Here is a 26,303-nt window from a genome sequence, read left to right on the forward strand (position 1 = left end):
CGTCCACCGCGACCGCACCGCGGCCGCGGTGGCGCGTGACGTGAGCAGGGCGGGACCTCCGGTCCCGCTGGCAGTGCGGGCGACGTGTGGTCGCCCGCACGACGCCGACGACGCGAACGAGCGAAATTGAGGCCGACACTTAACTACCAAAACGCGACCACCCCCATCGTGACCTGACCTCCCATCGCGGCGGGCCTCGCGGGTGTGTGGCTCAGTCCGTCGCGGTCGCCGATCGAGTCACCTGTTCGCCAACCGGTTCTCCCCGATCAGCCGGTCGACTCTTGGATCTCGTCGCTCCGATCCCCGGCCACGACCCCGTCCTCGGTTTCGACGTACACGTCGTCGGCGAACCCCTCCGCAGCGTGGGGATGCTCCGGATCGTCGAGCTTCTCCGGCGTCGAGGGGGCGTCGGGGACCTCGCGGTTCCGGAACTCACCGAGCGGGTCGTCGATCGTGATGCCGTGAGCCTCGAAGAAGTCGGCGTACCGGTCGTAGTGCTCCTCGACCTCGTCGACGGGGAACTCCATCATCTCCGTCCAGCCGTGGTTGTAGAAGTCGAAGTTCGCCTGCAGGTGGGTGATCTCCCGGGCCTCGGCCTCCGGGAACCCATCGCTCAGCGCGGCGATGTACGTGGCCATCGTACAGTCGAAGAACGCCTCCATGTGGTCTTCGCGCTCCGCCCGGCGGCCGTCCTCGGCGCGGCCACCGAACACATCGACGTGGAGGTCGACCAGCTTGTCGTTCATCTTCTCCCCGACCACCGGCATCGTGAGCGCCTGCTTCGCCGCGAAGTGGCGGAGGTTCTGTCGGAGCTTCATTACTCGGGCGTAGCGGCGCAACGACCTTCAACCCTCCGAGACCCGCGGTGTGGGTGGATTTCCCCAACCGAAAGCCGTATGGCAACCCACATTAACCCCCGCTGCCAAACCTGAAGCCATGAGCGAGTCGTTCGTGATCATCGGCGACGGGGTCGCTGGGAGCTCGGCGGCGGAGACGCTGCGCGAGAACGCCCCGGACGCCGACATCACCGTCATCACCGACGAGGGGGAGGCTCTCTACAACCGTATCCTGATCAAGGAGTTCGCGAAGGGGAAGCTTCCGGAGGCGCCCATCTCCATCCACGACGAGTCGTGGTACGCGGAGCGGGATATCGACCTCCAGCTCAACACCCTCGTCGTCGACATCGACACCGACGCCCACGAGGTCACGAGCCACGAGGGCGACAGCTACGAGTACGACAAGCTGCTGATCGCCACCGGCGGAACGCCCGCACAGCTCCCCGTCGACAACTCCGACGCGGAGGGGATCCACCACTTCTGGACGTTCGAGGACGCCCGGAAGATCAAGGAGGACGTCGAGGAGGCTGACACCGGCGTCATCGTCGGTGCGGGGCTGCTCGGCATCGACTTCGCGGCGATCTGTGGCGCACAGGACGTCGACGCCCACTACCTGATGCGCGGCAACGCGTGGTGGCGCTACGCGCTCAGCGAGGAGGGCGCCGAGATCCTCCACGACGCGATGCGCGAGCGGGGCGTCACTCCGGTGTTCGACTCCGGCGTCGACCACTTCGAGGTCGACGACGACGGCCACATCGAGTCCGCGGTCGACCCCAACGGCGAGGAGTTCGACGCCGACTTCGCCGGGGTCGCGATCGGGCTGGACATCAACACCGAGATCCTCCGCGGGACTGGCCTCGACTACGACGACGACGGCATCATCGTCGACGAGTACATGCAGACCAACCTCGACGACGTGTACGCCGCCGGTGACTGTACCAAGTTCAACGACCTGATCCTCGGTGACCAGGCCCAGAACGGCGCGTGGGGCTCCGCCAAGGCCCAGGGCGAGTGTGCGGCCAAGAACATGCTCGACTACGGCGAGGAGGAGTTCCGCTGGGTCTCCTCGTACTCCATCACCCACTTCGACTTCCCGTTCCTCTCCTTCGGCCACCCGACACAGGGCGACGACAGCGTCGAGCGCAAGTACTCCGACACGGAGTGGCGCCGCCTCGCGCTGAAGGACGGCCGCATCGTCGGCGGCGTCCTGATCGGCGACCTCGCCCCTCAGTCGGCGTACAAGCAGCTGATGCGTGAGGGCACCCACGTCGGCGACGAGAAGGAGAAGCTGGTCGAGAAATCCTTCAGCGTCGACGACCTCGAAGCGCCCGTCGCGGACGACTGATTTCGCCGGCACGCTGCCAGCCGGCGTGGACGACTGATCTCGCCGGCACGCTGTCAGCCGGCGTGGACGACTGATTTCGCCGGCTCCGTTTTCGGCTCGGCTCCGGACGACTGCGACACCGAAGTCGTTTTGCGGCGACCGTTCCCAGTGAGCGTATGGACTCCGGCGGCTCCTCGGATATGACGCTCGCGTTCGAACTGGACGCGCTGAAGTCGCTCGCCGACCCCAACGCGGTGTTCAACGACGCCCGCGGGTGGACGAGCTACGTCGGCGTGGTGAGCGACAAGCCCACGTACGTCGTCACCAACTTCACCCGCAAGGAGCGGATCAGACAGGACTTCTTCTCCGGCCCGCGGGGCGTCGAGGAGAGCCTCGAGAACGTCAAACGCCAGTTCGACACCGAGCGCCACGTGTTCGTCGGCACTTCAGAGGAGCACCGCGAGCAGGCCGAGTCGGTCGGCTGGGAGTACCTCCCGCTCGAGAACGCCGCCGAGGCCGCAGACTGGGAGATCGCGGCCGAGGACGACGACGAGGACCACTTCGAGGAGGGGGACCAGCGCGAGGATTGGCCATAGCCAGCGACGGCGCGTGACCTGGCGCGCGCTCCGTCGCGCGCCGACGGAGCTAGACGCCGTCGCTGTGCATAGCCAGTCACGGCGCGTGACCTGCTGCGAGCGCCGTCTCGCAGCTACGAACTCGATGCCGTGGCTGTGTGTTGTCAGCCGTAAGCCCGAGGCCTCTCGCGTGCGCGCCGGCGCGCGTGCCTCTTCCAACAACACTAATCACGCGGAGGCCGCAGCACCGGTAATGAGTCACCAGCTTCCGGACGTGCAGGCCGACGAGCCCGACGTAACGGTCGGGCTGAGTCAGGTCGGCGTCACGGGCGTCGAGAAGCTCGTCGAACTCGAGGGCGAGGACCGACCGTACGTGCTGACCGCGGAGTTCTCCGTGTTCGTCGACCTCCCCAGCGGTCGGAAGGGGATCGACATGAGCCGAAACATGGAGGTGATCGACGAGGTACTGGAGGACGCCGTCGACGGCGAGACCGACCGCGTTGAGGAACTCTGCGGCGAGGCGGCCGAGCGCCTGCTCGCCAAACACGAGTACACCACAACCGCCGAAGTAGAGATGGAGGCGGAGTGGGTGCTCCGGGAGGAGACCCCCGCCAGCGGCCGGCCCACACAGAGCACCGTCGACATCATCGCCTCCGCGACGGCGACCGACGAGGGGACCGAGGAGGAGATCGGCTGCCGCGTCACCGGGATGACGGTCTGCCCCTGCTCGCAGGGGATGTCCGAGTCCCGGGCCCGCGAGACGCTCGCGGACTTGGGCGTCGACGACGAGACAACCGAAGCGTTCCTCGATCAGGTGCCCCAGCCCGGTCACTCCCAGCGCGGGCACGCCACGCTGACGGTCACACAGGACACCGAGCCCAATGTCGACCTGATGGAGCTGATCGAGATCGCGCGGGACTCGATGAGCGCGCGGATCTACAACCTGGCCAAGCGCCCCGACGAGGACCACATGACCTACGCGGCCCACGCCAACGCGAAGTTCGTCGAGGACTGCGTGCGCTCGCTGGCGGAGGGCGTCGTCGACGCCTACCCCGACCTCGACGACGAGGCGGTGATCCACGTCAAACAGGAGAACGACGAGTCGATCCACCAGCACGACGCGGTCGCCGAGCGCGAGGTCACGATGGCCCGGCTCCGCGAGGAGCTCTCGGCCTAGTCCGTCGTCAGCGGCTCCGCGTCCTCCCACCGCGGGTCGAACGTCTCCCGCACGTCCGCGGTGAACTCCCGATCCTTCAGGTCGAGCATCGCGAACGGCTCCCGCGGCGCCAGCGGGTTCGGGATCTCGATACACGCCTCGACGCCGTCGATCAGGTGGAACGACCCGCTCACTCGCTCGGTCGTTCGCACCTCGAAGGCGGGATGTCCCGCGAGCTGCTTCTCGTATCGTTTGAGCGCCGTGTTGGGGAGCGTCTCGATCAGGTCGGGGCCGAGCAGCACCGACACCTCGGCGCCGCGTTCGAGCGCGCGCTGCAGCGCCGCGGTCACCTCGTCGCCGTACTCGCCCACGTCGAACTGCGGCGTCGGCCCGCCGGCGACGGTGATCACCCGTTCGGTCGCCGTATCGAGCCGTTCGAGCAGCAGGTCGGCGCTCTCCTCCCGGCCGACGACCGCGGTCCAGAACCCCTCCTCGGTGGGGACGCCGGCGTCCAGATCACCTTCCAGCTCTTCGACGGTCTCCTCGTACTGAACCTCCTGCTCCCGTAGCTCCTCGCGTTTGGCGTCGAGCAGCCGGTCCAACGCCGCCTCGGGCTCGACAGCGACGTACTTCTTCGGCCGGCTCGCGGCCTGACTCCGGGCCAGCCCCCGTCGTTCCAGATCCTTCAGCACGTCGTACACCCGGCCCATCGGCACGTCGCTGGAGCCCGACAGCTCCTTCGCCGTGCTCGGGGAGTCGTCGAGAAGCGCCCGGTACGCCCGGGCTTCGTACTCCGAGAGCCCGAGATCGCGCAAGCTTGCCATACTCGTCTGTCACAGTTCGCCCCCTCAAAAACTCACCGAACGTTTACCCGTAAAGACCGTTTCGCGGCGTTTCCCGACCGTTCACTCCAACCGGGCGACGCGCTCCATCAGCGCCTCGGGATCGCTCGCTGGCTCGTCGACCCCTGCCACGCGGGCAGTCCCGCGGTCGAGTTCGGGGGCGATCGACGCGTCGGCGTCGGGGACGACCACCTTCTCGTGGTCCGCGATACGCAGTGCGGCGCGGTGGAGGTCGCTTCCCGGCTCGTCCGCGACGGCGACGGTCAGCGGCTCGTGGACGAGCCGGCTCGCGGCCGTGCCGTACTCCGCGACCTGGACGCCGACGCGGTGAGAGGCCCCCGCGAAGGCGCCGACGGTTTCGCGGGCGAGCTCGCGGTACTCGTCGTCGCCGGTCAGCGTCGCGAGGTCGACCAGCGCGTTCGCCATCGCGGCGTTGCCGTCCAGCGGGCGGAGCGGCCGGTCGAGCAGGCCGGGGCCCTCCGTGGGACCGTCGCGGAACGACCCGCCGTCGTGGAGCGTCTCGATCGCGTGGTCGGCGACCGTCGCGGCCACGTCGGCGCCGTAGCCCAGCGTCTGCTCGGCCCGGGTGAACGCACCGACGACGGCGGCGATATCGGCGAGCACGTCGCGGGGACCAGTCTGCCCGCGCTCGCGGAAGTGGACGACAGAGCCGTGTTCGAGCAGGTCGCGTTCGAGGTAGTCCAGCACGCGCTCGCCGTACTCCCGGGCGCGCTCGTGGTCGGTGTAGCCGTAGAACGACAGCAGCGCGTCGGCCGCGAGGGCGTTGCCGCCGGCGTAGGCGGTGAGGTCCGTCCGCGGCGAGCGGGCGTTCGCGCGCTCCTCGGCGTTCTTTCGCCAGTACTCGGCGCCCTCGCCCGGGCCGACGCTGCCGCCGACGGCGACGCCGCTCCAGAGGTCGTCGGTGAGGAACTCGACGGTCGACTCCGCGGGCTCGCGGTAGGCGTCCTCGCCGGTGTACACGTAGGCGTGGGCGAACGCCCGCAGGAGGGTGGCGTTCGTGTCGAGCAGCTTCGCGTGGTGGACCTCCCCCCAGTCCCGGCGGCCGGCGTAGCGGAAGAAGCCGCCGGCCACGTCATCGTGGAGGTGGTCCCGGACCGCGTCGAGGGTGCGGAGAGCCTGATCGCGCTCGCGTTTGAGCGCGAACTCCACGGTGCGGGCGAGCGGGAACTTCGCGCTCTCGCCCCAGCCCGCGAAGCGGTCGTCGAACTTCTCGCCGAGCTGGCCGGCGAGCTGCTCCTCGATCGCGGCGTCGACCTCGCCCGCGGGCGGGAGATCGCCCGAGAGCGCGCGCGGCACCCGGCCGGCGTCGTCGCCCTTCTCGGCGTAGTTCTCGGCGACGCGGTCGAGCACCTGCCGCATCCCGTCGGGCGCGAGCGCGGTCGCCGTCGAGAGCACCTCGCCGTCGGGCGTGAGGAACACGGTCGAGGGGAAGCCGCCGGCGGCGTAGCGCTCCCGCACTCGCGGCCGGCGGTCGGCGTCGACGCGGATCGGAACGTAGCGATCGTTGACGTTGGCCGCGATATTGGTGTCGGCGTAGGTGGTGGCGTCCATCTCGTGGCAGTCCACACACCAGGTCGTGGAGAGCGAGAGCAGTACGGGTACGGAGCGTCGGCGCGCCTCGTCGAAGGCGTCCTGCCCCCACTGACGCCACTCGACGCGGGTCTCCTCTTGCATGCTTCGTGGTCGGGGTGTTTCGGGGTAAAGCGTGTCGAACGCGAGGCTGGTAAACGCCGACCGAAGGGAGGCGGTAAACAGCCTCGGTACGCGAACGGGGAGCGAAGCGACCCGTGAGCGGCGGAGGGGGCGAGGCCGTGCCGCCGAACGGAGCGGGGAGGAAACGGCCTCGGAATCTCGAACGACGAACGGAGTGAGGCGTGAGCGGCGGGTCGAGAACGGCAGCGGCGTCGCCGACTCGGCGGCCGAGCGAACTATCCCGTTCGCGTCCCTACCGCCTCGCGTATGTCCGACGACGCGAACGTCGAGATCGACGTGGAGGTCGAAGTCGAGGTGGACAGCGAGGAGCTCGAAGTCGCGGCCGGCGACGAACGCGAGATCGAGGCCGAACTCGAAACCGACGGCATCGAGGTCGAAGTGGAGCTGGAGATCGAGGGGGTCGAACGGGAGGCCGACGAAAGTGACGAGGAAGAGGAACACGAGGCCGACGAAGAGGAAAACGAGGCCGACGACGACGCCGCGGAGATCGAGGTGACCGACGAGGGTGACGACGGCGCGACAGAGGTCTCGATCGCCGACGACGACGAGGACGGCGGCGAGACGTTCGACGTCGGCTCCGACGACGAGGAGTAACCGATCGCGGCGGGACCCGACATCGCGGGAGCGGCGACCTTTTAGCCCGTCAGCCCCCTCTCTCGACCATGGCTACGGCAGGCGGCGAGCGACTGGAGCTACCCTGTGGCGAGACGGTCGCGCTCACGTCGCTCGACCTCGGGATGCGCGAACTCGACTGTGACTGCGGGGAGGCCCACGCGGTCGTGATGGACATGCACCCGCCGACGCGGTTCTTCCCGGAGTTCCTGGTGGAGACGCTCGACGACGTGGTCGAGACGACCAGCGAGGAGATGCCGGACTTCGGCACCCCCCACCTGATGGGGATGGTGATGGAGGAGTTCCCCGAGCAGATCGCGGTCGCCGACGCGACCGACGAGGGCGACGTGGGCTTCGCGATGGTGTGGATCTCCCAGTTCGACTCCCGCCGGCTCCACGAAGTGGTCGTCGAGCTGGTCGTCGAGATGATGGAGCACGCGATCTCCCACGCCGAGAGCGAGCGCGCGATGACCGAGTTCGAGGAGCAGATGCTGGAGTTCGACGTGACGGCGTTCGTCGACCAGTACCGCGACGAGCGGGATCTGGACCCCGAGCCGTACGTCTAATCCTCGACGCGCTCCAGCACGACCCCGTCCTCGAACCGCCCGCGTTCGGCGGCCTTCTCTTCTCGAACGTGTTCGAGTTCGTCGTCGTCGACGCCGAGACAGTTCTGAATCGCGGCCAGCACCTCCCGCACGTCGGCGAGTTCGTCGGCGCCCGGCTCCTCGCGGAGCTCGCGCACCTCCTCGTCGAGCTTCTCGAACAGCCGCTCCTCGTACGCGTCGCCGTCGACGACGTGGGTGACCGGTGTTTCGCCGTCGGCTTCGATCACTGCGGGAATCCCGTCACGGACCAGTTTGTCGTACTCGCGGGGCACGCTCGTCGTCACGGCTCTCGCCGCCGTCGCGTTTTCGATCCGCTTGTTACGAAATTCGTAATCTCTCTACGGACCTCGTAGCTATTCGCCGAGCTTATTACGATTCACGTATTCGGGGTGAGTAATGACGGACACCGGCAGTGACGACGGAGCAGGGGTCCCGGAGCCAGTCACGGACGGCGGCGGAGCGTCGTCGGCGACAGACGCGACGGAGGGCGGCGACGCTGGCGCCGGCGAGGGTCGGACGATCCTCCTGATCGGCTCCGGCCCCATCCAGATCGGGCAGGCCGCGGAGTTCGACTACTCCGGCGCGCAGGCCTGCCGGGCGCTGCAGGAGGAGGGCGCGGAGGTCGTGCTCGTCAACTCCAACCCCGCGACGATCATGACCGACCCCGAGACCGCCGACCGGGTGTACGTCGAACCTATCACTCCTGAGGCGATCGCCGAGGTGATCCGGAAGGAACAGCCCGACGGCGTGATCGCCGGGCTCGGTGGGCAGACCGGGCTGAACGTCACCGCCGAGCTCGCGGAACTGGGCGTGCTCGAGGAGCACGACGTGGAGATCATGGGCACGCCGCTGGACACGATCTACGCGACGGAGGACCGCGACCTGTTCCGCCAGCGCATGGAGAATCTGGGCCAGCCGGTGCCCGCCTCGACGACCGTCACCCTCGACGACGACGAATCCGCGACCGAGATGAGCGAGGCCGCGCTGAGAGAGCGCGTCGAGGACGCCGTCGACGAGGTCGGCGGCCTCCCGGTGATCGCCCGCACCACGTACACGCTGGGCGGCTCCGGGTCGGGCGTCGTCCACGAGATGGACGAACTGCTCGAACGTACGCGCAAGGGGCTCCGCCTCTCGCGCAACGACGAGGTCCTGATCACCGAGTCCATCTCGGGCTGGGTCGAACTGGAGTACGAGGTGATGCGCGACGCGGGCGACTCCTGCATCATCATCTGCAACATGGAGAACCTCGACCCGATGGGTATCCACACGGGCGAGTCCACCGTCGTCACGCCGTCGCAGGTGATCCCCGACGACGGCCACCAGGAGATGCGCGACGCGGCGCTGGAGGTGATCCGCGACCTCGGCATTCAGGGCGGCTGTAACATCCAGTTCGCGTGGCGCGACGACGGCACCCCCGGCGGCGAGTACCGCGTCGTCGAGGTCAATCCGCGCGTCTCCCGCTCCTCGGCGCTGGCGTCGAAGGCGACGGGCTACCCGATCGCCCGCGTGACCGCGAAGGTCGCGCTCGGCAAGCGCCTCCACGAGATCGAGAACGAGATCACCGGCGAGACGACCGCCGCGTTCGAGCCCGCGATCGACTACGTGGTGACGAAGGTGCCCCGCTGGCCGATCGACAAGTTCCCCGAGACCGACTTCACGCTGTCGACGGCGATGAAGTCGACCGGCGAGGCGATGTCGATCGGACGAACGTTCGAGGAGTCGCTGCTGAAGGCGCTCCGTTCATCCGAGTACGACCCCGCCGTGGAGTTCGACGCGCTGGAGGACGAGGAGCTCCGTGAGGGGTATCTCGAACGCCCGAGCCCGGACCGCCCGTACGCGATGTTCGAGGCGTTCGAGCGCGGCTTCAGCGTCGAGGAGGTCGTCGAGGCTACCGGGATCTACGAGTGGTACGTCGAGCGCTTCGCCCGCATCGTCGACGCGAGTCAGGAGGTCGTCGACGGGGAGTTCACGCCCGCGGCGGTCGCCGGCTTCACGAACGCGGAGATCTCCGCGCTCGCGGGGAACGTGTTCGAGGACAGCAGCCTGACGTGGCTGCCCGAGACCCGCGGCGCGTGGCGTGAGGCCGCCGAGCCCGCGGCCGCGGGCGCCGCCGAGAGCGAGAGCCTGCCCGTCTCGCCGGAGCGCGCCGGCGTCGGCGAGGTCGAGGCGACCGTGCCGGGGCGCACGTACAAGCAGGTCGACACCTGCGCGGGCGAGTTCGCGGCGTCGACGCCGTACTACTACTCCTCGCGCAAGCCCCCGTCGTTCACCGGCCCGTTCGAGGGCGACGCGGCCGCGGGCGAACTGCAGGTCGACCGCGACGCCGAGAGCGTCGTCGTGGTCGGCGGCGGCCCGATCCGCATCGGGCAGGGCGTGGAGTTCGACTACTGTGCGGTCCACGCGGTCCGCGCGCTGTCGGAACTCGGCATCGACGCCCACGTGCTCAACAACAACCCCGAGACGGTGTCGACGGACTACGACACCTCCGACGGGCTGTTCTTCGAGCCGATCACCGCCGAGGAGGTCGCCGACGCCGTCGAGGCCACCAACGCCGACGGCGTGATGGTACAGTTCGGCGGGCAGACCTCCGTCGACGTGGGCGAGCCGCTGCAGGACGAGCTCGACCGCCGCGGGCTGGACTGCGAGATCCTCGGCACCGGCGTCGACGCGATGGACCTCGCGGAGGACCGCGACCGCTTCAACCGCCTGATGGCCGAGCGCGGCATCGAACAGCCCGACGGCGGCTCCGCGACCAGTGAGGAAGAGGCGCTCGATCTCGCTCACGAGATCGGCTACCCGGTGCTCGTGCGCCCCTCCTACGTGCTCGGCGGGCGCGCGATGGAGATCGTCCACAGCGACGCGGAGCTGCAGGAGTACGTCGAGGAGGCGGTCCGCGTCTCCCCGGAGAAGCCGATCCTGATCGACTCGTTCCTCGAAGAGGCGGTCGAGCTCGACGTCGACGCCGTGAGCGACGGCGAGGACGTCCTGATCGGCGGCGTGATGGAACACGTCGAGAGCGCGGGCGTCCACTCCGGCGACTCCGCCTGCGTGATCCCGCCGCGCTCGCTCGACGACGAGACGATGGCCCGCGTCCGCGAGGTCGTCGAGGAGATCGCCGACGCGCTCTCGACGGTGGGCCTGCTGAACGTCCAGTTGGCGGTGCAGGAAGACGACGACGGGGCCACCGTCTACGTGCTGGAAGCGAACCCCCGCTCCTCGCGCACCGTCCCGTTCGTGTCGAAGGCGACGGGCGTGCCGATCGCGAAGCTTGCGGCCCGGGCGATGGCGGGCGAGTCGCTGTCGGAGATGGACGTCGCCGAGCAGATCCCCGAGCAGCCGAGCGTGAAGGAGGTCGTGCTGCCGTTCGACCGCCTGCCGAACTCGGACCCGCGCCTCGGCCCGGAGATGAAGTCCACCGGCGAGGTCATGGGCACCGCCGGCAGCTTCGGCGCGGCCTACGGGAAGGCCCAGATCGCGGCCGACAACGAGATCCCCGAGTCCGGGACGCTCGCGGTCGACGGCGACTGGCCCGCCGACGTGGTCGACGCGTTCGCCGACCACCTCGACCTCGTCGAACCGGACGACCTCGAAGGCGCGCTGCTGGCTGACGAGATCGACTTCCTGCTGTCGACGGAGCGCGCCAGCCTCAGAACCGCCGTCGAGGAGGAGATCCCCTACCTCTCGACCGTGGTGTCGGCCCGCGCGGCGCTCGAAGCGCTCGACGCCGCCGCGGCGACCGACGAGCCGCTAGCCGGCGTCGACGTGGCCGCGCTGTCGGACCGCCCGACGCGCGAGGAGAACTGGGGCTGAACGCCTCGGGCCGTCACTCGCTCGTTTTCCGCAAAAACCCTACTCCAGCTTGTTCAGCGCCTCGAAGAACTCCGCGTCGGGGCCGGCGATCCGGACCGGCGTGTCGGCGGTTCGAACCGTCACCGTCGTCGGCGGCTCGGGGCTCCGGGTCACGCGCCCGTCGACGACGACGTGAGCCTCCGGCGCCCCCGTGAGCCGGACCGTGATCTCGCTGTCGAGGCCGACCGCCAGCGGTGGCATCCCCGCGTCGGCGCACATCTCGTTGAGCACGATCGCGTCCACGTCGGGGTGGATCAGCGAGCCGCCCTCGGAGAGGTTGTACGCGGTCGACCCCGTCGGCGTCGCGGCGAGCACGCCGTCGGCCCGGCCGGAGGAGAACAGCGAGCCGTCGACCCGTATCTCGAGGTCGACTCCGCCCGCACGGCCGCGTTGGGGGCCCTGCAGCACGATCTCGTTGACCGCCGCGGGGCTCTCCCAGCCCTCCCCGGCGGCGACGAGCCGGGGGGCCTCGCGGACCGAGAGCTCCCCGTTCTCGAGCGCCACTGCCTCCCGAAGCACCTCGTGAACCGCCTCCTCCGGCCCGAGCGCGTTCAGAAAGCCGACTTCGCCGAGGTTCACGCCGAGGATCGGCGTCCCGCCGACGCCCCGGGCGGCGAACAGGAACGTGCCGTCGCCGCCGATCGCGACCACGAGGTCACACGCGTCCATCGCGTCGACGGGGTGGCCGGACTCGTCGTGTGCCCCCGCCGTGGCCTCGTCGAGCCACACCTCGACGTCGGCCTCCCGGAGGCGGTCGCGGATGTCCGCCGCCAGGAACGACGCCCGTTTGTTGCCCCGCTTCGCGACGATACCGACCAGCATGGCTCGCGCTTCCCACCCCGCCGGCAAAAACGCGCGGATACGCGCTACACGGGCAACCTTCATTTGCGGGCGCGACTGAGGGTTCGTCAATGAGTGACCGCCCCGCGGAGGTGAGCGCGCCCCCATGAGCGACGAGGAGGAGGAAGACTGGTTCGAGCGCGCGATGCGCGAGGCCGACGAGGAGGACGCGGGCGCGGACGAGGACGAAGCCGAGGAGTCATCCGCCGCGGAGGAGTCTGCCGACGAGACCGACGACGAGGGGGAAGACTCGTTCGGCGAGCCGGCCGCCGAGGGCTCCTCGGCGTCTCCCGAATCCGATCCGTTCGGCGGATCCGGCGACGGGGCCGCGGGCCCGTTCGGCGAGAGCGAGACGGAGGCCGACCCGTTCGGCGAGAGCGAGACGGAGGCCGACCCGTTCGGCGAGAGCGAGACGGAGGCCGACCCGTTCGGCGGTGTCGCCGGCGAGGAGGCAGACGCCGAGGAGGACCCGTTCGGCGACGCGCCGGGGTTCGGCGACCGCGGGAGCGGGGGCGGCCCGATCGGCGAGGAGGGCGGCGCGGACGAGTTCGGTGGCGGGTTCGGCGGTGGCGGCGGTGGGTTCGGCGGCGGCGAGGGGTTCGGCGACGAGGCTGAGTCGTTCGACGAGGCGGAACTGGACTCGGACATCGATCGGATCGACGTGGGGATCGAGGGGCTGGACGAAATGATCCTCGGTGGCGTCCCCAAGCGTTCGCTGATGGTGGCTATCGGCGCCGCCGGGACGGGGAAGACCACGTTCGGCCTCCAGTTCCTGACGGAGGCGCTACGGGACGACCAGCGCGCCATCTACATCACGCTGGAGGAGTCCCGCGAGGCGATCCTCTCGACCGCCGAGGAGAAGGGCTGGCCGTTCCGGAAGTGGCGCGACGAGGGCCGGCTGGCGATCGTCGCGATGGACCCCATCGAGATGGCGAACTCGCTGTCGTCGATCCGGAACGACATCTCGCGGCTGGTCGAGGAGTTCAACGCCGACCGGCTGGTGCTCGACTCGGTGTCGCTGCTGGAGATGATGTACGACCACCCAGCCGACCGGCGGTCCGAGGTGTTCGACTTCGCCCGCTCGCTCAAGCGGGCGGGCGTGACGACGATGCTGACCTCCGAGGCCGACAGCGAGGACGCCTACACCTCGCGGTACGGGATCATCGAGTACCTCGTGGACGCGGTGTTCATCCTCCAGTACGTCCGACCCTCGGACTTCCGGGAGACCAGACTGGCGGTGGAGATTCAGAAGATCCGGGACGCGAACCACTCCCGCGAGACGAAGCCGTACGAGATCACCAACGAGGGGATCTCGGTGTACCGGCAGGCGAACATCTTCTGACGTGCTGTTCGGGGCCGGGACTCGCCGCGGGGACGGGCAGCCGCGGCGGTCGTCGGAGTAAAGACCTCCCGCCGTGAGGGTCCGGTATGACCGGAATCGTGCGGACGATCCTCCGCCGGCTGTTCAACCGCGAGTTCCAGCCGGCCGACGTGGCACAGCAGGTCGTCGGGGGGTTCCTGCTCGCGGGGCCGTTCGTCGTCACCGAGGAGGTCTGGGTGCTCGCGGGCTTCATGAACCCCGCCCAGTGGGTCACGGTGGTCGGGATGGTGTTCGCGATCGGCTGGGGGGCGCTCTACCGCGCCGACAGCGGCCGCGACGCCGACGACGAGACCGAGGTCGCGGGGATCCCCTATCGGTTCCTGACGCTGATGCTGGTCTCCTTCGGCTCGGTGCTGGTGCTCGCGTTCAGCTTCGCCGCGCCGGAGGCGTTCGACGCCGATATCTACCAGACCGCGAAGGCGGTGAGTATCGGCGCCGTCTTCGCGGTAGTCGGGGCCGCGACAGCCGACAGCGTGTTTTGACCTCCCACGGCGAGTGCCCTGCTCCAGCCTCCGTGCTGGAGCCACGAAGCTCGATGCCGTGGGAGTGTTTCGACCGTCGACGGCGAGTGCCCTGCTCCAGCCTCCGTGCTGGAGCCACGAAGCTCGATGCCCCGCCGTGCGGACCCCGAAACACGGCGAGTGACAGGGGGCGGCCGCCGCCCTCCCGGCGACGCTTGCCCCCACCGACGACGGAGTTAAATCCCCGTCACGACTACTGATCGGCAACAGTGAGCGCGACGGTCGAGACGCGCCGGGACCCTCGGGGGGACGACACCCACGAGTCCGAGGCGTGGCAACTGAAAGAACGCATCCGCCGGGCGGAGGGCGTGCTGAAGCAGCGCCGCAGCTTCTTCAGGGACGCCTATCGCCGTGCTGACTGCCGACTGCTGTTCGTCGACGGGGAGCTCGCCGGCTTCGTCTCGGCCCGTCGGGACGGCTACATCCTCTTTCTCGCCGTCTCGCCGGACTACCGCGGCGAGGGGTTCGGGGAACGGCTGGTCGCCGCCGTCGCGGCGGACCACGACTCGGTGACCTGCCACGCCCGCGCGACCAACGAGGACGCGCTCTCCTTCTACCGCCACATCGGCTTCGAGGTGGTGCGCCGCATCGAGAGCTACTACGAGGACGGCGGCGACGCCTACTACCTCAAACTCGGCGAGGACCGCAGTATTTCGGAGAAGCTCTCGGAGTTCGTTCGACGCTAATCGACCTTTTGCTGCGGGCCCCGGAGGGCCCTTGCAAAAGCTCGACCAAAAGCCTGCGTCGGCCTCTTCGAGGGTTCCTCGGCCGGCTCACTCGCTTCGCTCGTTCGCGGTCGGTACCTATCGGACTTACTCCAGCGCCTCGTCGAACGCCGCCTGCAGATCGCCCTTCAGATCGTCGACGTGCTCGACGCCGACGCTGACCCGAATGAGGCCGTCGGTCAGCCCCGCAGCCTCGCGCTCCTCCTTCGGGATCGCGGCGTGGGTCATCGTCGCCGGCTGCTCGATCAGGCTCTCGACGCCGCCGAGCGATTCGGCGAGCGTGAACACGTCCGTCTCCGAGACGACCGTCCGGGCCTGCTCCAGCGTGCCGTCGAGTTCGAAGCTGAGCATCCCGCCGAAGTCGTCCATCTGCTCGGCCGCGAGTTCGTGGTCCGGGTGGCTCTCCAGCCCGGGGTAGTAGACGCGGTCCACGGCGTCGTGATCCTGCAGCCAGTGTGCCAGTTCGCTGGCGTTCTCGCAGTGGCGGTCCATCCGGACGGGCAGCGTCTTCGTCCCGCGGAGGACGAGGAAGCAGTCGAACGGCGACGGCGTGGCGCCGACGGAGTTCTGGTAGAACGCGATGCGGTCGTCGAGTTCGGGGTCGTCGACGATCAGCGCGCCGCCGACCACATCGGAGTGGCCGCCGAGGTACTTCGTCAGCGAGTGGGAGACGATGTCGGCGCCGTGTTCCAGCGGGCGCTGGAGCATCGGCGTCGCGAACGTGTTGTCCACGGCGCTGAGCGCGTCGTACTCGTCGGCGATGTCGGTCAGCGCGTCGATGTCGTTGACGTTGAGCAGGGGGTTCGTGGGCGTTTCGACCCACAGGAGTTCGGTGTTCTCCTGCATCGCGTCGCGGACGGCGTCGTGGTCGGTCGTGTCGACGAAGTCGAACTCGAGGTCGTAGTCCTCGTACACCTGCGTGAAGATGCGGTGGGTGCCGCCGTACACGTCGTCGCCGGCGACGACGTGGTCGCCGGACTCCAGCAGATTGAGGACGGTGTTGATCGACCCCATCCCCGAGGAGAACGCGCGGCCGAACTCCCCGCCCTCCAGCGCGGCGAGGTTCTCCTCCAGATCGGTCCGCGTGGGGTTGCCAGTCCGGGAGTACTCGTAGCCGCGGTGGTCGCCCGGGGCGTCCTGCTCGTAGGTGGAGTTGGCGTAGATCGGCGTCATCAGCGCGCCGGTCTCCTCGTCGGGCTCCTGCCCGGCGTGGATCGCGCGGGTCTCGATGCGGTCGTCGTCGTGCTCGTCGCTCATACCCGTATCTGGATCGGCGGGGGCGTCATAGTTCCGCTTCCGGTCTGACTGGTGGGGTGTCTCGGCGGCACACCCCGTCCCGAGAACGCATCGTTTATACGCCGACCACCAGTACGCGGGAACAAGACCATGCCTAGCTCCAACGGGCCCAACACCGGAACCCGGAACAAGCTCTCGAACCACCCACGCGAGCGCGGCACGTCGCCGCCCCAGCGCGCCATCGCCGAGTTCGACGAGGGACAGAAGGTCCACCTCGTGCTCGACCCCTCGGTGCAGGACGGGCGCTTCCACGCGCGCTTCAACGGTCACACCGGCGAGGTCGTCGGCCAGCAGGGCGACGCGTTCAAAGTCCAGATCACCGACGGCGGCAAGGAGAAGACGATCATCGCCGCCGCCGCCCATCTCCGCGCGCAGGAGGAGTAATGACGATCTTCAAAGAGAAGCTCGACGAGGAGTATCTCACCGCCGCCGAGGTGAAAGAGGAGCTCCAGTCCGTCGAGGAGGAGCGCGCGGCCGACGAGGACCGCGAGCTCCGCTACGAGCTCGCCCGCGCCATCGAGCACGTGAACCGCTTCGCGCTGCTCGACGCCGAGGAGTCCCGCGAGCTCGTCGAGCGCCTGCAGGAGCTCGACAAGGTCGACGAGGCCACCGCGCACAAGATCGCGGATCTGCTCCCCCGCGACCGCGACGAGCTCCGGACGGTGTACGCACAGGAGCGCTATTCGCTGTCGGGCGAGGAGCTGGACGAGATCCTGAACGTCGTCGCCGAGTACGCCTGACTGCGGGCGCTCTCGACTCGTTCTCACGCCGGGCGACAGTTTATCCGTCGGGGTGACGTATCAGCGCTATGAGCGACGCCGACGACTCCGGCACGGCCGAGGACGCCGCCGAGGAGGAAGTCGAGTACGCGGTCGTGCTCGACCACCTCCCGTACGGGCGCCCCGACGACGATCGGCCACAGCACCAGAAGCCCGAGATCGCCTACGCCGTGGGCGAACAGGCGTTCGATCTGTTCGAGCTCACGCTGACCGACGGCGCCGACGTGAGCATCGGTGACCGGATCGTCGTCGCCCCCGACGCCGACCGCGAGCTTGTCCAGCGCTACCGCGAGATCGATCACGACGACCTCTCCCGGGGCGCCGAGCAGGAGCTCGACTACGTCATCGAAGAGATCGTCGAGCGCCACCCCGACCGCTTCCTCGAGTACTTCAACGAGGCCCAGCCGCTGACGCTGCGGCTCCACCAGCTCAACGTCCTCCCCGGGATCGGCGAGAAGCTCCGGGACGACATCCTCGAGAGCCGCAAGCGCGAGGGCCCCTTCGAGAGCTTCGAGGAGCTGGAGGAGCGCATCTCCGGGCTCCACGACGCGAAAGGCACTGTCGTCGAGCGGATCATCGAGGAACTCACCGAGGACGTGAAGTACCGGGCGTTCGTGGGCGAGGAGGAGTGAGCGTCTCGCCGGCGCGGTGAGCCGGCGAGGAGTAGCGTCTCGCCGTGGCCGGAACGGGGCTTTTAACGCCGGCGGCACGGTATCGCCGGTAATGACTGGGTCCGACGACCTGCGGGATCCCGACGCCCTCATCCGCCGGGCCAAGCGGGGGAACCCGGAGTTCGACCAACACTTCCTCGTCGACGACCGGGTGCTCGACCGGCTCCCGGGCTATCTCCCGGAGGGGGCCGACCGCTCGCACGTGCTCGAGATCGGCGGCGGGACCGGCGCGCTCACCGACCGCCTGCTCGCGGCCGCGCCCGCCGACGGGCAGGTCACCGTCGTCGAGCGCGACCCGGACCTCGTCGGCTTCCTCCGCGAGGAGTTCGCCGACGCGATCGAGTCGGGCGATCTGACCGTGATCGCCGGCGACGCCCTCGAGGTCGATCTGCCGGCGTTCTCGGCGTCGGTGTCGAACCTCCCGTACGGCGCCTCCTCGGAGATCGCGTTCGACCTCCTGCCACGGAAGCGGCCGCTCGTGCTGATGTTCCAGCGGGAGTTCGCCGAGCGAATGGTCGCCGCGCCCGGCGAGGACGACTACGGCCGGCTATCCGTCTCGGCCCAACACTACGCCGACGTGGAGATCGTCGAGCACGTTCCCGCCGAGGCGTTCGATCCGCGGCCACGGGTCGACAGCGCGGTCGTGCGCTGTACCCCTCGCGAGCCGGAGTACGAGGTGGCCGACGAGGCGTTCTTCCTGCGGTTCGTCAAGGCGCTGTTCACGCAGCGCCGGAAGACGATGCGCAACGCCGTCCGGAACACCGGCCACATCTCCGGGCTCGAAGAGCCGGACGCCGTCGTGGACGCGGCAGCGGAGTCGCTCATGAGCCAGCGTGCCGGGACCGTCACGCCCGCCGAGTTCGCCGAACTCGCGCAGTTGGCGCGGCGGGTCGACCCCGGGGTCGGGAACGGGGGTGGCTGAATGATCGGGGTCGACGCGCTCCGGAACGCGATCTGGCTGGCGACGATGTCGACCGCCGCTCGGCTGCTGGCGACGCTGCTCGCGCTGGTCGTGCTCGCGGCGGTCGTCGTCGGCGTGCGCCGAGCCGGGCCGTGGCTGAAACAGTACGTCGACGACACGGTGGCGGAGCCGATTCAGGGCGGGATCGTCGCGCTATGGACCGCGGTGACGACGCTGTTCCTGGTCGCCGTCTGGCGGGCTGGCTGGCTGCTCAGCCAGGGCCTCGCCCAGATCAACCCCAGCCGGCAGGACATCGTCGCGGCCGCGCTGAGCGTCGCGGTGTTGGTGGCCGCGTACGCGCTGACTCGGCTCAGCAAGAACAGCATCCGCCGGCTCTCGAAGGAGCGCGGCGCGATCAGCGACCACCAGCAGGAGATCGCCCATCACCTCGTCCAGATCGTGATCTTCGGGATGGCGGTGCTGGTGGTGCTGGGCATCTGGCGGGTCGATCCCGGCCAACTGCTGCTCGGTGCGGGGGCCGCGGGCGTCGTGCTCGGCCTCGCGGCCCGGCAGACGCTGGGCGCGGTGCTCGCGGGGTTCGTGGTGCTGTTCTCGCGACCGTTCGATCTGGGCGACTGGGTCGTCATCGGCGACGAGGAGGGGATCGTCACCGACATCAGCGTGTTCAACACTCGGATCCGGACGTTCGACGACGAGTACGTGATGATCCCCAACGACATCGTCACCGCCACCGAGATCCGCAACCGCTCCCGGAAGGGACGCCTGCGGATCGAGACCGACGTGGGCGTCGACTACGACACCGACGTGGAGCACGCGATGGAGGTGGCCGCCGAGGCGATGGCCGAGACGGAGACGCCGATGGAGCGCCCCGACCCGAACGTCGTGCTCGCGGAGTTCGGCGGCTCCAGCGTCCTCCTCCGCCTGCGCTACTACATCGACAACCCCAGCGCCCGGAAGATGTGGAAAGCCCGGACGGAGGTGATCGCGGCGGTCAAGGAGGCGTTCGCCCGGGAGGGGATCAAGATCCCGTTCCCGCAGCGCGAGCTCTCCGGCCGGCCGGAGGCCGGCGGGCTCGCCGTCTCGGGCGTCAGTGCGAGTGACGTGACCGACGACGAGGACGAGAGCCCGGAAGCGACCGACGACGACCGTATCGAGCGTGAGGACGCCGCCGACTCGGAGGGGGACGAATGACCGAGGAGGAGTCGGTGTCGGGGCTGGCCGAGCGCCGGGGCGAGGAGACGAAGGTGTACCAGCCCGCGGAGGATTCGGGGCTGCTCGCCGACGCCGCCGCGGAGTTCGCCCGCGGCCGGACGCTGGAGGTCGGCACCGGCTCGGGCTGGGTCGCCGAGCAGGTCGCCGGGAGCGTTCCGGAGATGGTCGCCGCCGACGTGAACCCACACGCCTGCCAGCAGGCCCGCGAGCGGGGGATCGAGGCGGTCCGAACGAACCTCACGGACGCGTTCGCCGACGGGAGCTTCGAGACGGTGCTGTTCAACCCCCCCTATCTCCCGACCGACCCGGAAAACGAGTGGGACGACTGGATGGAGCAGGCCCTCTCCGGCGGCGAGAGCGGGCGCGAGCTGATCGAGCCGTTCCTCGACGACCTCGGGCGCGTGCTCGCGCCGGGCGGGCAGGCGCTGCTGCTCGTCTCCTCGCTCGCGGGGTTCGAAGAGGTTGAGGCGCTGGCCCGTGACGCCGGCTTCGTGCCGGAGGAGGTCCGACAGGAGTCCTACCCCTTCGAGACGCTGTCGATCCTGCGGCTGACGCGGTTCTCGATGTGTGCGAAGCCGTCGAGCGGGAAGATCGAGTAGCCGCCGACGCCGTTCCGGACAGCCGTCGCTGGTCGAGTTCTGTCGAAGTTTTGCGAGGGAAGAGCGCTCCGAGAGCGTCTTCCCGCATCACGGGGTGGTTGCCCCGACGATGCGAGGGAAGGGATTTGAACTACGTGCAGACGGTCGCTTCGCGCTGCGTCTGCCCTCGTTCAAATCCTTCCGTGTGCATTCGTAGCGCGCCGTCGGCGCGCACTCATGCGAGGGAAGGGATTTGAACCCTTGGACCTCTACAGGAGCGGATCTTGAGTCCGCCGCCGTTTCCCAGCTTGGCTACCCTCGCACGCAGTCCGGGGAAACGGGCCGTCGTGGTTTAAGCCAACGGTTCGGCGCTCCTGCCCGGCGATAGTTTCAGGCCCCTGCCCGTCCTACCGGCCCGACGATGGACGAGCACACCCGTGACCCCGGCGTCGCGCCGCCGCTGGGGGACCCGACCGGGTGGCGCGAGGACCGCCGCTGGGAGCACGCGACGCTCCGGCGCGCGGCCGAACACGGCGTCCGGCTGTACAACGACGCCGCCTACACCGAGAGCTACGACTGCTTCAAGTTCGAGTGGTACAACTACGGCCGGGGGACCGCGGAGTCGGCGTTCTGCCACGGGATGCAGCAGGTCGCCGCCGGGACGCACAAACACGCCGCCGACCGCGGGCGGGGCGCCGAGGCCGGCGACGACGGGATGCGCTCGCTGTTCTCCACCGCGCTCGACTACCTCCGCGGGGTGCCCGACGACTTCTACGGCGTCGACGTGGCCGCGGTCCGGCGCCGGCTGCTGGTCGCGATGTTCGAGCCCCAGTTGATCGACGACTGGCGGATCGCGATCGACGACCACACCCCCGACGCCTACCCCGCCGACTACGAGTACGCCGCGGGGCTGGGGTGAGATGCTCGCGCCCCAGCGCGTCGCCGACGCGGAGTACGCCAAGTGGCGCGTGCTCGCCGACGTGACCGAGACGTGGTTCGGGACGTTCGTCCACGACCCCGCCCACGCCGACCGCGCAGCGGCGACACAGCTGCTCGACGCGCGGCTCCCCTCCGCGGCGGCGCTCCCGTCGACGGTGGGCGACGACGAGGCCGCGCAGTCGCTACTCGACCAGCTCGACAGCCTCTACCGGCGCCACGATCTCCCCCACCGCGTCGTCGCCGGCCACGACACCGAGACGGCGGTTCGCCTCGATCCGCTGCTCCGGAACCACGGCTACGACCGGGAGGACTACCGGGCGCTCGTCCCGGAGTCGGTCGCCCCACCCGGCGACGACACGACACTCCAGTTCGACACTCGCCGGCACGGGAGCGACGGGGCGCGAGCCGTCCACGAGTCGGTCGGTCGCGACCCGGCAGGGATCGAGTACGCGGCCGCGATCGCGGGCGCGCTCGACGGGCGCGAGGTCGTCGCCGCCCGCGGCGGTGAGCCGATCGCTGCCGCCGGCTGGTACGTCCACGGCGACGATAGCGTCGATCCCGTCGCCCGGTTCACCCACGTCGGCGTCCGACCCGACGCACAGGGCGAGGGCGTCGGCGCCGAACTGGTCCGCGCGGTCGTCGATCGGTGCCCGCTCCCCGCCGAGCGGATCGTCGTCTGTGCCACGGACGAGCACGTCGGCTTCTACGAGTCGGTCGGCTTCGTTCAGGTCGCCTCCCTCTGGCGGTTCGCGCGGCTCCCCTGAGCCGGCGACGGTCGCCCCGACCGGAGCGCCTTTGCTCGGCCCGGAACAGCCTCGGGTATGCACGACCGGGAACTGCTGTTCGATCTCGCCCGGGCCGCCGGCCCGGTGGGGTACGAGGACGGCGTCCGCGCGGTGGTCCGCGAGGCGCTGGCGCCCGCAGTCGACCGAATCGACACCGACGCGATGGGCAACGTCGTGGGCACCGTCGAGGGTGAGAGCGATCGCGAGGTGGTCGTCGCCGCCCACATGGACGAGATCGGCTTCGTGGTCTCGCGGGTCACCGACGACGGCTTCCTGCGGCTCGATTCTCTCGGCGGCTGGAACCCACAGGTCCTCCGCGCACAGCCCGTCACCGTCCACACCGACGACGGGACAGTGCCGGGCGTGATCGGCGCCGAGCCGGCGCACACGCGCGACGAGGACGACGTGGAGGACATCGACGACCTCGCGGTGGATCTGGGACTCGACGCCGACGCCGCGGCCGAGACGGTCTCGGTCGGCGACGTGGTCACGCTCGACGCCGAACCCCGCGCGCTCGGCGACTGCGTGACCGGGAAGGCGCTCGACGACCGCGCGGGCGTCTACGCGATGCTCGCGGCCGCACGCACGGCCGAGCCCGACGCGACGGTCCACTTCTGTGCGACGGTGCAGGAGGAGGTCGGCCTGCGCGGCGCCCGCGCAGTCGCGACCGACGACCGCTTCGACCCAGACCTCGTGCTCGCGCTCGACGGGACACTCGAACGGAGCGTCCCCGGCGTTCACGCCGCCGAGACGGTATCCACGCTCGGTGAGGGCGTCGGGATCAAGCGGAAGGACGCCTCCGTGATCCCCAGCCCCGCGGTGGTCGAGTGGCTCGTCGACGTGGCAGACGACCGGGAGATCGCCCACCAGCCGGAGGTCGCCGCGAACATCGGGACCGACACCGGGGCGCTGCAGAACGCCGGCGGCGCCGTCCTGTCGGGCGCGCTCTCGATCCCCGTGCGCTACCACCACTCCCCCGTCGAGACCGCCCATCGCGACGACCTGTCGGCGACGGTGGCGCTACTGACGGTGGCGCTGTCCCGGACGGCGTCGCTCGTCGAGTAAGCCGAAGCCGATCCCTTCTTGCCCGTTCACCTCCTCCAGTGGGGTATGCAGATCTACCAGTTGGGCGAGGGACAGCCCGAACTGGCCGTCGTCGCTGGCATCCACGGGGACGAGCCCTGTGGCGTCGAGGCGGTCGAACGTCTCGTCGCCGAGGAGCCCGAAGTCGACCGTCCGGTGAAGCTGATAATCGCCAACGAGGAGGCGCTGGAACGCGGGGTCAGATACGTCGAAGAGGACCTCAACCGCGCGTTCCCGGGCGATCCCGAGGGCGACACACACGAGTCACGGCTGGCCCACGAGCTCGCCCGCGAGGTACAGGGCTGTACGGTGCTCGCGCTGCACTCCACGCAGTCCTACGCCGAGCCGATCGCGGTGATCGACACCGTCGACGAGATCGCGCGCTCGCTCGCGCCGCTGCTCCCCGTCGACGTGCTGGTCGAGACCGACAACTACACCGACGGCCGGCTGGTCGAGCACGCCCACACGATCGAGCTGGAGTGTGGCCTCCAGGGCAGCGAGGAGGCCGCCGAGAACGCCTACTGGCTCACCCGGGCGTTCCTCGCGGCGTCGAACGCGCTTTCGGTACCGGCCACGGACGACCGACTGGCTCAGCCCGAACGCGGCGAGGTCGAAGTGTTCCGGCTCGACGGGCCGATCGCCAAGCCCCCCGGCCGGGAGTACGACGTGGTCGTCCCGAACTTCGAGCGCGTCGAGGCCGGCGAGCGGTTCGCGATCGCCGACGGCGAGGCGCTGACCGCCGACGAGCCGTTCTACCCCGTGCTCCTCTCGGCGGAGGGGTACGACGACATCTTCGGCTACGCCGCCGAGGCTGTCGGCCAACTGGAGTGAGCCTGCTCTCCCGGCCGCCGGCCGTCGTCGGCGGTTCGGTACGTTTATTTCCGGCACCGGGGTTTGAGTGACCATGAGTGGACGCCCGCTCGACGTGCTCGAAGAGTCGCTCTCGGAGCCGGTGACGGTCCATCTGAAGGACGGCGAGTCCTTCTACGGGGCGCTCTCGGGCTACGACCAGCACATGAACGTCGTGCTCGAACCGGCCGACGCGAGCGACGCCGTGCTGGGCGAACTCGACGTCGAGGAAGTGGACAACACAACGATTATCCGTGGTGACAACGTCGTTTCGGTAACTCTATGACCGGCGCAGGAACACCGAGCCAGGGGAAGAAGAACACCACGACTCACACGAAATGTCGCCGCTGCGGCGAGAAATCCTACCACACGAAGAAGAAGGTCTGCTCGTCGTGCGGGTTCGGGAAGTCCGCCAAGCGACGCGACTACGAGTGGCAGTCGAAAAGCGGCGACAACTGACGGCTCTCACTGCAGTTTTCTCCGCCGTTTCTAACCGAAGTAGCGGCCGCACTCTCGCCGCCGACAGTCGACGCGACGGGGAGCACGATCGCCGCATCGTCCGTCGGTATGCACGTGTCTGTATATTCTTTCGGTATACCGGCAACGATACAGCACGATAGCGGGGGTTTTTGGTTCCGCGCGACCGACGGGCGGGTATGCACGAGGGTTCGGCCGAAGGGCCGACCGACGGGATGCGGGAGAAGTGTGGCGTCGTCGGCGTCGCGCTCGAGGATCGCGGGGCCGCCCACCCCTGTTACTACGGCCTGTACGCGCTCCAGCACCGCGGCCAGGAGTCGGCGGGGATCGTCACCCACGACGGGTTTCAGCAGCACGACCACGTCGAGATGGGGCTGGTCGGCGAGGCGTTCGAGGAGGACGACCTCGACGGGCTGCAGGGCTCGACCGGCGTGGGTCACGTCCGCTACCCCACCGCGGGGAGCGTCGACAAAGCCTGCGCACAGCCGTTCACCGTCTCCTTCCGCTCGGGCTCGCTCGCGCTGAGCCACAACGGGAACCTGGTCAACGCCGGCGAGATCCGCGAGGAGCTGGCCGGGGAGGGCCACGCGTTCACCTCCGACGGCGACACCGAGGTGATCGCCCACGATCTCGCGCGCAATCTGCTCGACGCCGACCTCGTCCGCGCGGTCAAGCGCACGATGGACCGGATCCACGGCTCCTACGCGCTGACGGTGATGCACGACGAGACTGTCCTCGGAATTCGGGACCCCCAAGGAAATCGTCCGCTCTGTCTCGGCAAGCTCGACGACGGCTACGTGCTCGCGTCGGAGTCGGCGGCGATCGACACGCTGGGCGGGGAGCTGATCCGGGACGTGAAGCCCGGCGAACTCGTCCTGCTCGATCCCGACGGGACGGGGTACGACAGCTACCAGCTGGTCGAGGAGGAGCACACGGCCCACTGCTTCTTCGAGCACGTCTACTTCGCGCGGCCGGACTCCGTGATCGACGAGGCGCTCGTCTACGACACGCGGCGCGATCTCGGTGCCCGCCTGTGGGAGGAGTCGGGCGTGGAGAGCGACGTGGTGATGCCAGTCCCCGACTCCGGCCGGGCGTTCGCGACGGGGTACGCCGAGGCCGCGGCCGACGAGCTCGGCGACGACGGCCCGGAGTTCGCGGAGGGGCTGATGAAGAACCGCTACGTCGGCCGGACGTTCATCATGCCCACACAGGACCAGCGCGAGCAGGCCGTCCGCCTCAAGCTCAACCCCATCCGCTCGACGGTCGAGGGGAAGTCGGTCACGCTGATCGACGACAGCATCGTCCGCGGGACGACCTCGACGCAGCTCGTCTCGCTGCTCGAAGAGGCCGGCGCCGAGGAGGTCCACCTCCGCATCGGCGCGCCACAGATCCTCGCGCCGTGCTACATGGGGATCGACATGGCCTCCCGCGAGGAGCTGATCGCCGCGGGACAGGACACCGAGGACATCCGCGAGACGGTCGGCGCGGACTCGCTCTCCTACCTCTCCGTCGACGGCGTCGCCGAGGTGCTGGGCGAGTCCCGGGGGGATCTCTGTCTTGGCTGTGTGACGGGCGAGTACCCCTACGACATCGACGGCGAGGAGACCGATCGCGACGTGACGCGGCCGGATATCGACGACGCCGTCGTGGCGGACGATTGAGACGCGGCACTTGGCACAAGACGTTCCTTTACGACGGGAGAGTTCCAGCGC

28 protein-coding genes and 1 tRNA gene are annotated in these 26,303 nt (G+C 69.3%); 22 read left to right on the forward strand and 7 right to left on the reverse strand.

The window, feature by feature from the left end; genetic code table 11:
* Window positions 1–266: 266 nt before the first annotated feature.
* Window positions 267–818: a DUF6149 family protein gene (locus ACQUSM_RS00505; protein ID WP_435114929.1), complete on the reverse strand. Its 552-nt coding sequence runs from the start codon at window positions 816–818 to the stop codon at window positions 267–269.
* Between the two features lie 118 nt (window positions 819–936).
* Between ACQUSM_RS00505 and ACQUSM_RS00510 the strand changes: the two genes are divergently transcribed.
* The 3 genes from ACQUSM_RS00510 to mptA all read left to right on the forward strand — a co-directional run bounded on the left by ACQUSM_RS00510 (window position 937) and on the right by mptA (window position 3,912).
* Window positions 937–2,181, forward strand: coding sequence for an NAD(P)/FAD-dependent oxidoreductase (locus ACQUSM_RS00510; protein ID WP_435114930.1), 1,245 nt, complete (start codon window positions 937–939; stop codon window positions 2,179–2,181).
* A 179-nt stretch (window positions 2,182–2,360) separates the two neighbouring features.
* On the forward strand, window positions 2,361–2,756 hold the full coding sequence (locus ACQUSM_RS00515) for a DUF7124 domain-containing protein (protein WP_435118246.1): 396 nt from the start codon (window positions 2,361–2,363) through the stop codon (window positions 2,754–2,756).
* A gap of 232 nt (window positions 2,757–2,988) precedes the next feature.
* A complete protein-coding gene (gene mptA / locus ACQUSM_RS00520) occupies window positions 2,989–3,912 on the forward strand; it encodes a GTP cyclohydrolase MptA (protein WP_435114931.1) in 924 nt (307 codons plus the stop codon).
* On the opposite strand, the gene ACQUSM_RS00525 is transcribed toward mptA, so the two are convergent.
* Together ACQUSM_RS00525 and ACQUSM_RS00530 are read right to left on the reverse strand one after the other, a co-directional pair.
* Window positions 3,909–4,715, reverse strand: a complete 807-nt coding sequence (locus ACQUSM_RS00525; RefSeq protein ID WP_435114932.1) for a TrmB family transcriptional regulator — start codon at window positions 4,713–4,715, stop codon at window positions 3,909–3,911. The genes mptA and ACQUSM_RS00525 overlap by 4 nt on opposite strands.
* Window positions 4,716–4,796: 81 nt before the next feature.
* A complete protein-coding gene (locus ACQUSM_RS00530) occupies window positions 4,797–6,428 on the reverse strand; it encodes a DUF255 domain-containing protein (RefSeq protein ID WP_435114933.1) in 1,632 nt (543 codons plus the stop codon).
* Between the two features lie 285 nt (window positions 6,429–6,713).
* Between ACQUSM_RS00530 and ACQUSM_RS00535 the strand changes: the two genes are divergently transcribed.
* Entirely contained in the window at window positions 6,714–7,061 is a 348-nt protein-coding gene (locus tag ACQUSM_RS00535; RefSeq protein WP_435114934.1) for a hypothetical protein, read from the forward strand.
* A 68-nt stretch (window positions 7,062–7,129) separates the two neighbouring features.
* Window positions 7,130–7,645, forward strand: a complete 516-nt coding sequence (locus ACQUSM_RS00540) for a DUF5815 family protein (RefSeq protein WP_435114935.1) — start codon at window positions 7,130–7,132, stop codon at window positions 7,643–7,645.
* Here ACQUSM_RS00540 and ACQUSM_RS00545 read toward each other — a convergent pair.
* The gene (locus tag ACQUSM_RS00545) at window positions 7,642–7,956 is read right to left on the reverse strand and encodes a nucleoside triphosphate pyrophosphohydrolase (protein WP_435118248.1); all 315 of its coding nucleotides are present in this window, start codon (window positions 7,954–7,956) and stop codon (window positions 7,642–7,644) included. The genes ACQUSM_RS00540 and ACQUSM_RS00545 overlap by 4 nt on opposite strands.
* Window positions 7,957–8,080: 124 nt before the next feature.
* Between ACQUSM_RS00545 and carB the strand changes: the two genes are divergently transcribed.
* Window positions 8,081–11,494: a carbamoyl-phosphate synthase large subunit gene (carB, locus tag ACQUSM_RS00550; protein WP_435114936.1), complete on the forward strand. Its 3,414-nt coding sequence runs from the start codon at window positions 8,081–8,083 to the stop codon at window positions 11,492–11,494.
* Window positions 11,495–11,533: 39 nt separating this feature from the next.
* On the opposite strand, the gene ACQUSM_RS00555 is transcribed toward carB, so the two are convergent.
* A complete protein-coding gene (locus tag ACQUSM_RS00555) occupies window positions 11,534–12,355 on the reverse strand; it encodes an NAD(+)/NADH kinase (protein WP_435114937.1) in 822 nt (273 codons plus the stop codon).
* A 124-nt stretch (window positions 12,356–12,479) separates the two neighbouring features.
* Here ACQUSM_RS00555 and ACQUSM_RS00560 point away from each other — a divergent pair, with 124 nt between their 5' ends.
* The 3 genes from ACQUSM_RS00560 (at window position 12,480) to ACQUSM_RS00570 (ending at window position 14,961) form a co-directional block, all read left to right on the forward strand.
* Window positions 12,480–13,715, forward strand: a complete 1,236-nt coding sequence (locus ACQUSM_RS00560) for a KaiC domain-containing protein (protein WP_435114938.1) — start codon at window positions 12,480–12,482, stop codon at window positions 13,713–13,715.
* 86 nt (window positions 13,716–13,801) lie between these two features.
* On the forward strand, window positions 13,802–14,236 hold the full coding sequence (locus ACQUSM_RS00565) for a DUF2391 domain-containing protein (protein WP_435114939.1): 435 nt from the start codon (window positions 13,802–13,804) through the stop codon (window positions 14,234–14,236).
* Window positions 14,237–14,484: 248 nt separating this feature from the next.
* Window positions 14,485–14,961 carry a GNAT family N-acetyltransferase gene (locus ACQUSM_RS00570; protein ID WP_435114940.1) on the forward strand — a complete coding sequence of 159 codons (477 nt, stop codon included), beginning with the start codon at window positions 14,485–14,487 and terminating at the stop codon, window positions 14,959–14,961.
* 126 nt (window positions 14,962–15,087) lie between these two features.
* On the opposite strand, the gene ACQUSM_RS00575 is transcribed toward ACQUSM_RS00570, so the two are convergent.
* Window positions 15,088–16,257, reverse strand: coding sequence for a cystathionine gamma-synthase (locus tag ACQUSM_RS00575; RefSeq protein ID WP_435114941.1), 1,170 nt, complete (start codon window positions 16,255–16,257; stop codon window positions 15,088–15,090).
* Between the two features lie 129 nt (window positions 16,258–16,386).
* On the opposite strand from ACQUSM_RS00575, the gene ACQUSM_RS00580 reads away from it, so the two are divergent.
* The 6 genes from ACQUSM_RS00580 (at window position 16,387) to ACQUSM_RS00605 (ending at window position 20,479) form a co-directional block, all read left to right on the forward strand.
* Window positions 16,387–16,680, forward strand: coding sequence for a 50S ribosomal protein L21e (locus ACQUSM_RS00580; RefSeq protein WP_435114942.1), 294 nt, complete (start codon window positions 16,387–16,389; stop codon window positions 16,678–16,680).
* A complete protein-coding gene (locus ACQUSM_RS00585) occupies window positions 16,680–17,036 on the forward strand; it encodes an RNA polymerase Rpb4 family protein (RefSeq protein ID WP_435114943.1) in 357 nt (118 codons plus the stop codon). The genes ACQUSM_RS00580 and ACQUSM_RS00585 overlap by 1 nt, the downstream gene beginning before the upstream one ends.
* A gap of 68 nt (window positions 17,037–17,104) precedes the next feature.
* Window positions 17,105–17,707, forward strand: coding sequence for a DUF655 domain-containing protein (locus tag ACQUSM_RS00590; protein ID WP_435114944.1), 603 nt, complete (start codon window positions 17,105–17,107; stop codon window positions 17,705–17,707).
* Between the two features lie 91 nt (window positions 17,708–17,798).
* Window positions 17,799–18,668: a 16S ribosomal RNA methyltransferase A gene (locus ACQUSM_RS00595; RefSeq protein WP_435114945.1), complete on the forward strand. Its 870-nt coding sequence runs from the start codon at window positions 17,799–17,801 to the stop codon at window positions 18,666–18,668.
* A complete protein-coding gene (locus tag ACQUSM_RS00600; protein WP_435114946.1) occupies window positions 18,669–19,859 on the forward strand; it encodes a mechanosensitive ion channel family protein in 1,191 nt (396 codons plus the stop codon).
* A complete protein-coding gene (locus tag ACQUSM_RS00605) occupies window positions 19,856–20,479 on the forward strand; it encodes a HemK2/MTQ2 family protein methyltransferase (RefSeq protein ID WP_435114947.1) in 624 nt (207 codons plus the stop codon). The genes ACQUSM_RS00600 and ACQUSM_RS00605 overlap by 4 nt, the downstream gene beginning before the upstream one ends.
* 217 nt (window positions 20,480–20,696) lie before the next feature.
* Here the strand turns inward: ACQUSM_RS00605 and ACQUSM_RS00610 are convergent.
* A tRNA-Leu gene (locus ACQUSM_RS00610) sits at window positions 20,697–20,780 on the reverse strand.
* A 99-nt stretch (window positions 20,781–20,879) separates the two neighbouring features.
* On the opposite strand from ACQUSM_RS00610, the gene ACQUSM_RS00615 reads away from it, so the two are divergent.
* The 7 genes from ACQUSM_RS00615 (at window position 20,880) to purF (ending at window position 26,252) form a co-directional block, all read left to right on the forward strand.
* Window positions 20,880–21,377 (forward strand): DUF309 domain-containing protein, encoded by a 498-nt coding sequence (locus ACQUSM_RS00615; protein ID WP_435114948.1) that lies wholly within the window; start codon window positions 20,880–20,882, stop codon window positions 21,375–21,377.
* A 1-nt stretch (window position 21,378) separates the two neighbouring features.
* Window positions 21,379–22,161, forward strand: a complete 783-nt coding sequence (locus ACQUSM_RS00620; protein WP_435114949.1) for a GNAT family N-acetyltransferase — start codon at window positions 21,379–21,381, stop codon at window positions 22,159–22,161.
* Between the two features lie 57 nt (window positions 22,162–22,218).
* Complete coding sequence (locus tag ACQUSM_RS00625) at window positions 22,219–23,247, forward strand: M42 family metallopeptidase (RefSeq protein ID WP_435114950.1); 1,029 nt, start codon at window positions 22,219–22,221, stop codon at window positions 23,245–23,247.
* A 45-nt stretch (window positions 23,248–23,292) separates the two neighbouring features.
* Window positions 23,293–24,096 carry a succinylglutamate desuccinylase gene (locus ACQUSM_RS00630; protein ID WP_435114951.1) on the forward strand — a complete coding sequence of 268 codons (804 nt, stop codon included), beginning with the start codon at window positions 23,293–23,295 and terminating at the stop codon, window positions 24,094–24,096.
* A gap of 73 nt (window positions 24,097–24,169) precedes the next feature.
* Window positions 24,170–24,400, forward strand: coding sequence for an LSM domain-containing protein (locus ACQUSM_RS00635; RefSeq protein ID WP_053948557.1), 231 nt, complete (start codon window positions 24,170–24,172; stop codon window positions 24,398–24,400).
* Window positions 24,397–24,573: a 50S ribosomal protein L37e gene (locus tag ACQUSM_RS00640; protein ID WP_079978661.1), complete on the forward strand. Its 177-nt coding sequence runs from the start codon at window positions 24,397–24,399 to the stop codon at window positions 24,571–24,573. The genes ACQUSM_RS00635 and ACQUSM_RS00640 overlap by 4 nt, the downstream gene beginning before the upstream one ends.
* A gap of 233 nt (window positions 24,574–24,806) precedes the next feature.
* Window positions 24,807–26,252, forward strand: a complete 1,446-nt coding sequence (gene purF / locus ACQUSM_RS00645; RefSeq protein WP_435118250.1) for an amidophosphoribosyltransferase — start codon at window positions 24,807–24,809, stop codon at window positions 26,250–26,252.
* Window positions 26,253–26,303: the final 51 nt, after the last annotated feature.

Origin of the sequence: Halolamina sp. C58, assembly GCF_051195095.1 — an archaeon.
Taxonomy (GTDB): Archaea; Halobacteriota; Halobacteria; order Halobacteriales; family Haloferacaceae; genus Halolamina.

What these genes read in the sequence shown, in the direction of transcription:
- ACQUSM_RS00505 (WP_435114929.1), bottom strand. Translation starts at nt 818, where the DNA reads ATGAAGCTCCGACAGAACCTCCGCCACTTCGCGGCGAAGCAGGCGCTC.
- ACQUSM_RS00510 (WP_435114930.1), top strand. Translation starts at nt 937, where the DNA reads ATGAGCGAGTCGTTCGTGATCATCGGCGACGGGGTCGCTGGGAGCTCG.
- ACQUSM_RS00515 (WP_435118246.1), top strand. Translation starts at nt 2,361, where the DNA reads ATGACGCTCGCGTTCGAACTGGACGCGCTGAAGTCGCTCGCCGACCCC.
- mptA (WP_435114931.1), top strand. Translation starts at nt 2,989, where the DNA reads ATGAGTCACCAGCTTCCGGACGTGCAGGCCGACGAGCCCGACGTAACG.
- ACQUSM_RS00525 (WP_435114932.1), bottom strand. Translation starts at nt 4,715, where the DNA reads ATGGCAAGCTTGCGCGATCTCGGGCTCTCGGAGTACGAAGCCCGGGCG.
- ACQUSM_RS00530 (WP_435114933.1), bottom strand. Translation starts at nt 6,428, where the DNA reads ATGCAAGAGGAGACCCGCGTCGAGTGGCGTCAGTGGGGGCAGGACGCC.
- ACQUSM_RS00535 (WP_435114934.1), top strand. Translation starts at nt 6,714, where the DNA reads ATGTCCGACGACGCGAACGTCGAGATCGACGTGGAGGTCGAAGTCGAG.
- ACQUSM_RS00540 (WP_435114935.1), top strand. Translation starts at nt 7,130, where the DNA reads ATGGCTACGGCAGGCGGCGAGCGACTGGAGCTACCCTGTGGCGAGACG.
- carB (WP_435114936.1), top strand. Translation starts at nt 8,081, where the DNA reads ATGACGGACACCGGCAGTGACGACGGAGCAGGGGTCCCGGAGCCAGTC.
- ACQUSM_RS00555 (WP_435114937.1), bottom strand. Translation starts at nt 12,355, where the DNA reads ATGCTGGTCGGTATCGTCGCGAAGCGGGGCAACAAACGGGCGTCGTTC.
- ACQUSM_RS00560 (WP_435114938.1), top strand. Translation starts at nt 12,480, where the DNA reads ATGAGCGACGAGGAGGAGGAAGACTGGTTCGAGCGCGCGATGCGCGAG.
- ACQUSM_RS00565 (WP_435114939.1), top strand. Translation starts at nt 13,802, where the DNA reads ATGACCGGAATCGTGCGGACGATCCTCCGCCGGCTGTTCAACCGCGAG.
- ACQUSM_RS00575 (WP_435114941.1), bottom strand. Translation starts at nt 16,257, where the DNA reads ATGAGCGACGAGCACGACGACGACCGCATCGAGACCCGCGCGATCCAC.
- ACQUSM_RS00580 (WP_435114942.1), top strand. Translation starts at nt 16,387, where the DNA reads ATGCCTAGCTCCAACGGGCCCAACACCGGAACCCGGAACAAGCTCTCG.
- ACQUSM_RS00585 (WP_435114943.1), top strand. Translation starts at nt 16,680, where the DNA reads ATGACGATCTTCAAAGAGAAGCTCGACGAGGAGTATCTCACCGCCGCC.
- ACQUSM_RS00590 (WP_435114944.1), top strand. Translation starts at nt 17,105, where the DNA reads ATGAGCGACGCCGACGACTCCGGCACGGCCGAGGACGCCGCCGAGGAG.
- ACQUSM_RS00595 (WP_435114945.1), top strand. Translation starts at nt 17,799, where the DNA reads ATGACTGGGTCCGACGACCTGCGGGATCCCGACGCCCTCATCCGCCGG.
- ACQUSM_RS00600 (WP_435114946.1), top strand. Translation starts at nt 18,669, where the DNA reads ATGATCGGGGTCGACGCGCTCCGGAACGCGATCTGGCTGGCGACGATG.
- ACQUSM_RS00605 (WP_435114947.1), top strand. Translation starts at nt 19,856, where the DNA reads ATGACCGAGGAGGAGTCGGTGTCGGGGCTGGCCGAGCGCCGGGGCGAG.
- ACQUSM_RS00615 (WP_435114948.1), top strand. Translation starts at nt 20,880, where the DNA reads ATGGACGAGCACACCCGTGACCCCGGCGTCGCGCCGCCGCTGGGGGAC.
- ACQUSM_RS00620 (WP_435114949.1), top strand. Translation starts at nt 21,379, where the DNA reads ATGCTCGCGCCCCAGCGCGTCGCCGACGCGGAGTACGCCAAGTGGCGC.
- ACQUSM_RS00625 (WP_435114950.1), top strand. Translation starts at nt 22,219, where the DNA reads ATGCACGACCGGGAACTGCTGTTCGATCTCGCCCGGGCCGCCGGCCCG.
- ACQUSM_RS00630 (WP_435114951.1), top strand. Translation starts at nt 23,293, where the DNA reads ATGCAGATCTACCAGTTGGGCGAGGGACAGCCCGAACTGGCCGTCGTC.
- ACQUSM_RS00635 (WP_053948557.1), top strand. Translation starts at nt 24,170, where the DNA reads ATGAGTGGACGCCCGCTCGACGTGCTCGAAGAGTCGCTCTCGGAGCCG.
- ACQUSM_RS00640 (WP_079978661.1), top strand. Translation starts at nt 24,397, where the DNA reads ATGACCGGCGCAGGAACACCGAGCCAGGGGAAGAAGAACACCACGACT.
- purF (WP_435118250.1), top strand. Translation starts at nt 24,807, where the DNA reads ATGCGGGAGAAGTGTGGCGTCGTCGGCGTCGCGCTCGAGGATCGCGGG.